Below are 4,770 nucleotides of genomic sequence, written 5' to 3'. Positions count from 1 at the left end.
GTCGGCGCCGCGGTCGAGGCGATGGCGCGGCTGGTCGACGCCGCCCGGGCCGCCGGGGTGCCGGTCGTCTGGGTCGAGCTGGCGACGCAGCAGATGTCCTGGACCTCCGACAACTGGCTGCGCCAGGGCGCGCGCGACCTCGCGATGGGCGACGCCCGGCCCTGTCTCGCGGGCACGCCGGGCGCCGCGTGGTTCGGCCCGCTGAGCCCGGCGGAGGGGGAGCTGCGGGTGCGCAAGGACGCCTACTCCGGCTTCGTGCGGACCGATCTCGACGCGCGGCTGAGGGCGGCGGGGATCGACTGGCTGGTCGTCGGCGGCCTCACCACCGAGTGCTGCGTGCTGTCGACGGTCAACGACGCCATGCAGCACGACTGGCAGGTGCTCGTCGCGGCCGACGCGACAGCGGCGTACTCCTCCTCGCTGCATCGCGCCGGGCTCGACCTGATGGCGCTGAACGCCGCGGTGCTGAGCGACGTCGACGAGGTGCGGAGCCTGATGCCCGTCAGCGGCTGAGCGCGGCGGCGAGGGTGGCGAGCCCGAACTCGAAGGCCTCGTCGACGTCGCCGCCGAGCCGGAAGGCGCCGGCCAGCTCCATCGTGATGAAGCCCGCGGTCCAGGCCGTGAGGAGCCGGGCGGCCTCGAGGGCCTCGCCCGCGCCCACCAGCGCCTCGGCCGCGTCGAGGACCGGCGCACTCGTGCGGGCGATCGTCGCCGGGTCGGACTGCGAGGCGAGCATCAGCCGGAAGCCCTCGGGCTGGTCGTGGGCGAAGGCCCGGTAGGCCCGAGCGAGCTCGGGGAACGTGCCGTCGGTCGCCTCGAGCGCGCCGGCCAGGTCCTCGGCGGTCGCGGCGAGGATGAGGTCGAGCAGGGCCTCGCGGTCCCTGACCCGCTTGTAGAGCGACGGAGCGCGTACGCCGACCTCGCCTGCCACGGCCTGCATGGTCACGCGGCTCGGTCCGCCCGTCTCGAGGAGGCGTCGGCCCGCGGCGACGATCTCCGCGAGTGAGGTGCGGTCGGGGGCGGGCATCGCGTCTCCTATGGCTATTGACGTTAGCCATGATGGCTACGTATCTTAGCCATGTTAGCGCTGGACCTCACCGAAAGTCCCGGAGGAGAGACGACATGGAGCTTGCGCCACACCTGCACCGGATCGGCAACGACATCGTCGCCGCCTACCTGGTCGACGCGCCCGAGGGCGTCACCGTGATCGACGCTGGGCTGCCCGGCCACTGGAGGGAGCTCGTCGCCGAGCTGGCCCTGCTGGGGCGCACCCCTGCCGACGTGCGCGGGCTGGTCCTCACGCACGGCGACTCCGACCACGTCGGCTTCGCCGAGCGGCTGCGCCGCGACCACGGCGTGCCGGTCTACGTCCACGAGGCCGACGCCGACCGGGCGAAGGGCGGCGACAAGCCGAAGACGCCGATGGGCGCCAGGCGACTCGGCGCCGTCCTCGGCTTCCTCGGCTACGCGATGCGCAAGGGCGGCCTGCGCACGACCTGGCTCACCGAGGTCGTCGAGGTCCACGACGGTGACGCGCTGCCGCTGCCGGGAGAGCCGCGGATCATCGGCATGCCAGGCCACTCGCCCGGCAGCGTCGCGGTGCACGTCCCGGCCGTCGGGGCCGTCTTCGTCGGTGACGCGCTGACCACCCGCGACGTGCTGACCGGCCGGGTCGGCCTCCAGCCGGCGCCGTTCACCGACGAGCCCGCGGAGGCGCTGGCCTCGCTCGAGCGGCTCGCCGGGCTCGACGCCACCTGGGTGCTGCCGGGCCACGGCGCCCCGTGGCAGGGGGATCTGTCCACGGTGGCACGGGAGGTGCGGGCGGCGGATTCAGCCGCACGTCGTACCCGCCCATAAACTCAGCGACCGTGGCTCTCACCATCGGCATCGTCGGGCTCCCCAACGCGGGCAAGTCGACGCTCTTCAACGCGCTGACCAAGAACAACGTGCTCGCGGCGAACTACCCGTTCGCGACGATCGAGCCGAACGTCGGCGTGGTCGGGGTCCCGGACCCGCGGCTGGCCGAGCTCGCCACGATCTACGGCTCCGAGCGGCTGCTGCCCGCCACCGTGCAGTTCGTGGACATCGCCGGCATCGTCCGCGGAGCGTCGCAGGGGGAGGGGCTGGGCAACAAGTTCCTCGCCAACATCCGCGAGGGCGACGCGATCTGCCAGGTGACGCGGGTCTTCCGCGACGACGACGTCACGCACGTGGACGGGGCCGTCGATCCCGCGTCGGACATCTCCACCATCCAGACCGAGCTGATCCTGGCCGACCTCGAGACCGTCGAGAAGGCGATCCCGCGGCTGGAGAAGGAGGCACGGATCCGCAAGGAGACCGCGCCGAAGCTCGCCGCGGTGGTCGAGGCCAAGGCGGCGCTCGAGGCCGGCACCCCGATCTCGGCCACCTCGATCGACCGCGACCTGATCCGCGAGCTGACGCTGCTGACCGCGAAGCCGTTCATCTACGTCTTCAACTGCGACACCGACGAGCTCGCCGACGTGGAGTTGAAGGAGCGGATGCGGGAGATCGTCGCGCCCGCGGAGGCGATCTTCCTCGACGCCAAGATCGAGTCCGAGCTGATCGAGATGACCGACGAGGAGGCCGCCGAGATGCTCGCCGACCTCGGCATCGAGGAGTCCGGTCTGCACCAGCTCGCGCGCGTCGGCTTCGCCACGCTGGGCCTGCAGACCTACCTCACCGCCGGGCCCAAGGAGGTCCGCGCCTGGGAGATCCCCCAGGGCGCCACCGCCCCCGAGGCCGCGGGCGTCATCCACACCGACTTCCAGAAGGGCTTCATCAAGGCCGAGATCGTCTCCTTCGACGACCTGATGGCCGCCGGCTCGGTCGCCAAGGCCCGCGAGGTCGGCAAGGTCCGCATGGAGGGCAAGGACTACGTCATGCAGGACGGCGACGTCGTGGAGTTCCGCTTCAACAACTGAGCGTGCGGGTCCTTGCCGGCGTGGTCGGGCCCGGCAACGGGTGTTGCCTGTCGGATCGACAGCTCACCGATGCGGCAACAGATGTTTCCCGCGGGAGCGCCGCGGTGGCAGGATCGCCGGATGGCGTACGACGTCGAGCTGGCCGACCGCATCCGTGAGCTGATCGCGACGGTCCCGGAGGCGGGCGGAGTCGTGGAGAAGCGGATGTTCGGTGGGCTTGCCTTCGTGGTCGGCGGCCACATGGCGATCGCGGTGAGTGGTCGGGGCGGGCTGATGGTGCGGGTCGACCCGAGCGAGAGCGAGGCCCTCGTCGGCGGCGTGGCCAGTCGGATGGTGATGCGCGGGCGCGAGATGGACGGCTGGCTGCGGGTGCCGGCCGAGGCGGTCGTGGACGACGGCGCCCTGAGCGAGTGGATCGAGCGGGGCGCGGCGTACGTCGCCACGCTTCCGCCCAAGGACGGAGGGCCCGATAAGCCCTGAGCTCGCGATCAGAGGTCGCGAACGCGGCCGCGGAGTGCCTTGGTGCGACCGGCCAGCTTCTTCGACTCGACGCGGCGGCGCTGAGCGGCCTTGCTCGGCCTGGTCGCGCGGCGGGGCGGGGGAGGCGGGGCGACGCCCTCGCGGAGGAGGGCCACGAGGCGCTCGCGAGCGGCGACGCGATTGCGCAGCTGGGAGCGATGCTCCGAGGCGGTCACCGAGATCTGGCCGTGCGTGATGCGGTCGGCCAGGGTGCGGAGGATCCGGGCACGCTGCGACGGGGTGAACGCCGTGGACGTGCCCGGCGCGAACAGCAGCTCGACCCTGGTGTCGGCGGTGTTGACCGACTGACCGCCCGGCCCCGGCGAGCGGGAGAAGCGCTCGACCAGCTCGGCGGCCGGAATGACGGCCCCGGAAGGCAGCCCGGGAGCGGGCGGGACGACAAGACTCCGGCCCGGCTCACTCATCCCTCAAGCCTAGGCGAGAGGACGAGCTCGTGGCTGCCCTGGCGGGTTCTACGCCGCCCAGCGGCGGCCGGCGACGAGGTAGGCGACGGGGCCGACGGGCTGGACGATCGAGGCGAGGGCCCAGGCGATCTTCGGGCCGCGGACCTCGGCGGCCGGGCGGCGGGAGAGGTCGCGCAGCGCCCACGTCGTCACGAGGAACTCGACGGCTCCGCCCGTCACCACCAGGCCCTGCTGGAGCGGCGTCAGGTCGGACCAGCTCTTCTTCGCCATGGGTCCATTGTGCCGCGACCCCGAGCGCCCTGGGCGCGGGCCCCGGATGGGGGCCCGAGGACCGGGCGCTAGGACCGAGCCCCGGCGATGAGGTAGCGCGAGCCGTCGTACGTCAGGCTCAGGGTGACGGTCTCGGTGATCGTCCCCTTCTTCGGGAGCGTGTAGGAGTAGGTGTAGGTCGCCTCGAGCGGGTCGAGCTGGACCGACGGCTCGCCGATGTCCGTGATCGACACCTTGCTCCAGAAGGCCTCGTAGCCGCTGAGCCCGCCGCTCTCGCCCTGGTACGCCGGGGTGAGCATCGCGAAGCCGGCGGCGGGGTCCGTGGGCGCCGTCGCCAGGTAGTCCGCGACGAAGGCGCGCACGCCCTCGGCGGTGGGCGAGGCCGACGAGCCCGTGCTCGCCGAGGATGAGGCGTCGCCACGAGCCCCGTCGTCGGAGCCCGCCTGCCGGCTCGCGACGATGAGGGTCACGACGGCGACGAGGACGACGAGTGCGGCGGCGACGTACGGCAGCCAGGGCCACGGCCGCCGTCGTGGGTCGGCGGTGGCCTCGCCCAGCGTGAGGCCGTCGAGCGCGCGCGCCAGCACCCAGGCCAGCAAAGTACACAGCGCCAG

At 72.7% G+C, this 4,770-nt stretch carries 8 protein-coding genes; 4 read left to right on the top strand and 4 right to left on the bottom strand.

What is annotated here, in order from left to right; translation table 11 throughout:
* A partial coding sequence (locus QM572_RS18540) for a cysteine hydrolase family protein (RefSeq protein ID WP_415095458.1) occupies positions 1-513 on the top strand: 513 nt, incomplete at its 5' end.
* Here the strand turns inward: QM572_RS18540 and QM572_RS18535 are convergent.
* Positions 503-1,027, bottom strand: coding sequence for a WHG domain-containing protein (locus QM572_RS18535; protein WP_415095457.1), 525 nt, complete (start codon positions 1,025-1,027; stop codon positions 503-505). The genes QM572_RS18540 and QM572_RS18535 overlap by 11 nt on opposite strands.
* Positions 1,028-1,122: 95 nt before the next feature.
* On the opposite strand from QM572_RS18535, the gene QM572_RS18530 reads away from it, so the two are divergent.
* From QM572_RS18530 to QM572_RS18520, 3 genes are all read left to right on the top strand, one after another.
* Positions 1,123-1,857, top strand: a complete 735-nt coding sequence (locus tag QM572_RS18530) for an MBL fold metallo-hydrolase (RefSeq protein ID WP_415095456.1) — start codon at positions 1,123-1,125, stop codon at positions 1,855-1,857.
* An 11-nt stretch (positions 1,858-1,868) separates the two neighbouring features.
* Positions 1,869-2,942 (top strand): redox-regulated ATPase YchF, encoded by a 1,074-nt coding sequence (gene ychF, locus QM572_RS18525; RefSeq protein WP_415095455.1) that lies wholly within the window; start codon positions 1,869-1,871, stop codon positions 2,940-2,942.
* Between the two features lie 120 nt (positions 2,943-3,062).
* On the top strand, positions 3,063-3,422 hold the full coding sequence (locus tag QM572_RS18520) for a TfoX/Sxy family protein (protein WP_415095454.1): 360 nt from the start codon (positions 3,063-3,065) through the stop codon (positions 3,420-3,422).
* A gap of 8 nt (positions 3,423-3,430) precedes the next feature.
* Here QM572_RS18520 and arfB read toward each other — a convergent pair whose 3' ends face one another.
* The 3 genes from arfB to QM572_RS18505 all read right to left on the bottom strand — a co-directional run.
* Positions 3,431-3,886 (bottom strand): alternative ribosome rescue aminoacyl-tRNA hydrolase ArfB, encoded by a 456-nt coding sequence (gene arfB, locus QM572_RS18515; protein WP_415095453.1) that lies wholly within the window; start codon positions 3,884-3,886, stop codon positions 3,431-3,433.
* A gap of 48 nt (positions 3,887-3,934) precedes the next feature.
* Positions 3,935-4,156 (bottom strand): PLD nuclease N-terminal domain-containing protein, encoded by a 222-nt coding sequence (locus QM572_RS18510; RefSeq protein WP_415095452.1) that lies wholly within the window; start codon positions 4,154-4,156, stop codon positions 3,935-3,937.
* 68 nt (positions 4,157-4,224) lie between these two features.
* On the bottom strand, positions 4,225-4,770 hold a 546-nt coding region (locus QM572_RS18505), incomplete at its 5' end, for a hypothetical protein (protein WP_415095451.1).

The organism is Nocardioides sp. (assembly GCF_047607365.1).
Taxonomy (GTDB): domain Bacteria; phylum Actinomycetota; class Actinomycetes; order Propionibacteriales; family Nocardioidaceae; genus Nocardioides.
The sequence above is the reverse complement of the archived record's forward strand: the minus strand, read 5'-3'. Positions and strand labels throughout refer to the sequence as shown.